Here is a 1,803-nt window from a genome sequence, read left to right on the forward strand (position 1 = left end):
TTCAACTCCCTCAGTTTCATACGAATATCTCTCGAATGCTCACTTATTCGTAGGATTTCATAACCCTTGTAATTGGATTAACGGGTAATTGAAATGAGTTCAGATCATTTTGGCTTCGTGAAGGCATAGTTAAATAAAGGAGTTAGCTAATACTCCATATTTTACCATATAATACACATCTCCACGCCGCCCCTGGAGGCTTTCCCTCCCATGTCTCAACGGGTCAATTGCCCTCTCATTCCTTCGTCATGCCTATCCAAGGGGTGAAGGCCAGTTATGCTAAACTGATGGGTCACAGTGCCCTTTTGTTGAACAAACCTGGTACTCCGTGCATATTTGAAATCCTACGAATAAGACAACATTCAAAATTAAAGTTAACTATTTTAATTGAAATTTTTTATAAAACTAATGTTTATTTCTATACTGCTAAAGGGATTAATATTTGGACTTTATTTGGACAGTAAGATTCGTTTCGTCGTGCTATTCCTACAAAAATCCTTGCTAGTTTTCCTATCAGTTTCATAATTGATTTCATTTTCTTTATCTTCTTTACCTTCACATTATGGGAATGGATGGCTTTAAACTCAGGGTTATTCATCACAAGACTCATTGTTGCTAAGTAGAGGAAGCGTCGGAGTCGTGACCTTCCACGCTTTGAAATGACAATCTGACCTTTCCATTTACCTGAACTTGCTTCAGCTAAATGTAATCCCGCATGACGTAATAGAGAGTTTCCGTGAGAGAATCCACTTAGATCTCCTGCTTCACCTAGTATCCCAGCTAATGAAATTTCACTTATTCCTTTAATCATAAGTAGTTTTGTTGCAAACGGTATTTTGTAGAGAACTTCTTTAACTTGATGTTCAACTCTTTCGAGTTGTTTTACTGCGAGGTCATATTCTTCTAATAGTTGTTCTAGATGAAATTTATAAGCATCAAGAGCTTGTCCGGTTCCTATAGAGGATTTTGCAAGATGGATCAGTAATTGAGCTTTTTTAAGTCCTGGTTGTCTTTTCATTATTGACTTCCATCTCCTCATGACATCTATTGACTCCATTGAAGATATTTCATCTGGAGTTGGAAACAATCGAAGGGTTGCGATGGCCCCTTTGCACGAAACATCTTTAAACACTTGTCGCAGCTCTGGAAAGACAACATCTACCCATCGATTTATTTGATTAATAGACATAACGAGACGTTTTACAATCACATCACGATTAGACATAAGAACTCTTAGTTTTTCAAACGATTCTGATGTGGGGCGAATAAAGGAATAGTAGCCGTTTTTAATCATATCCGCGATAACGAGCGCATCTTTTTTATCACTCTTAGATTGGGTATTATCACGATTTTCTTTATTCCTTTTGACTAAGTGGGGATTGACTGTTACTACTTCAATGTTTTGGTTATATAACCATTTGGATAGGTTAATCCAGTAATGGCCTGTTGGCTCCATACCTACTATGACTTTATCTAAGTTTTTTAGTCTTTTTAGATCTTGAATCCAGTTTAATAGATTAATAAACCCTTCTTCACTATTTTCGAATGTAAGAGGATCTCCTATTACGATTCCACGAAAGTTAACAGCTCGTGCTACATGTAATTGTTGAGCGATATCCACACCAACAATAAGATGTGTATCGGAAATTCTTTCAATTAGTTGATTTTGTTTGTCTTGCATTTTAAAATTCATAGTGGGGCTTCCTCCTTAAGATTCTGAGTTAGATTGGTCTCTATACTCGTATCTTACTGAGGAGCTTTATTTTTTTCAAACCCGATAATTAACGATCTACAGGAATGCTA

1 protein-coding gene is annotated in these 1,803 nt (G+C 36.6%); it reads right to left on the bottom strand.

Annotation, left to right across the window (positions count from 1 at the left end):
* Positions 1 to 418: 418 nt before the first annotated feature.
* Positions 419 to 1,693, bottom strand: a complete 1,275-nt coding sequence (locus G3O09_RS21820) for an IS110 family RNA-guided transposase (protein WP_163103544.1) — start codon at positions 1,691 to 1,693, stop codon at positions 419 to 421.
* Between the last annotated feature and the right edge of the window lie 110 nt (positions 1,694 to 1,803).

The sequence above is a fragment of the Peribacillus alkalitolerans genome, from assembly GCF_010882125.1.
In the GTDB taxonomy this organism is placed as follows: domain Bacteria; phylum Bacillota; class Bacilli; order Bacillales; family DSM-1321; genus Bacillus_BN; species Bacillus_BN alkalitolerans.

Coding starts and splice junctions, on each gene's coding strand:
- G3O09_RS21820 (WP_163103544.1), bottom strand. CDS start 1,693: ATGAATTTTAAAATGCAAGACAAACAAAATCAACTAATTGAAAGAATT.